We start from the raw sequence: 631 nt of genomic DNA, 5'->3' as shown, positions 1-631 counted from the left end.
AGGCGGTCGTGCGCACGCAGAACGCTCCCTTCGCCACGGTCGCGAAATACCTCAAGGGCGAGGAGATCACGCTCGACGGCTTCAAGGGCAACCGCCTGGGCTTCCGCCCGTGGGACAACCAGCTGCGCCAGCCCATCCTGCTCGCGACCCACAACGCCGTGATCGAGCGCGCCCCGATCGCGGGCTTCCTGCACCCGACCAACAACCTCGACACCCTCGGCTTCGACCAGCGCGACAGCCGCTGCGCGTTCTGAACCGGAATCGCTGCCCATGAGACTCTCCCACGCATGGCTCGCGCTGCAGGCGATCACCGGCCGCGAGCTCGCCAAGTTCGTGCGCCAGGGCGGGCGCTTCGCCTCGGCCCTCGTGCGCCCGCTCTTGTGGCTCGTCGTCTTCGCCGCCGGCTTCCAGAACGTCTTCGGCGTATCGATCATCCCGCCCTACGACACCTACATCCCGTACCAGGTCTACATCGTGCCGGGCCTGCTGGGCATGGTGCTGCTCTTCAACGGCATGCAGTCCTCGCTCGCGATGGTGTACGACCGCGAGATGGGGATGATGCGGCTGCTGCTCACCGCGCCGCTGCCGCGCGGGTATCTGCTCTTCGCCAAGCTCCTTGCCGGCACCCTGC

Annotated in this window: 1 protein-coding gene and 1 pseudogene; both read left to right on the top strand. The window is 67.7% G+C overall.

The window, feature by feature from the left end:
- Positions 1–254: pseudogene (locus GO615_RS27800) on the top strand (amino acid ABC transporter substrate-binding protein); the annotation flags it as partial.
- Positions 255–270: 16 nt separating this feature from the next.
- Positions 271–631: ABC transporter permease (locus tag GO615_RS27795; RefSeq protein WP_246262536.1), on the top strand; the 361-nt coding region annotated here is incomplete at its 3' end.

Source organism: Aromatoleum evansii, assembly GCF_012910805.1.
GTDB classification, from domain to species: domain Bacteria; phylum Pseudomonadota; class Gammaproteobacteria; order Burkholderiales; family Rhodocyclaceae; genus Aromatoleum; species Aromatoleum evansii.
The sequence above is the reverse complement of the archived record's forward strand: the minus strand, read 5'-3'. Positions and strand labels throughout refer to the sequence as shown.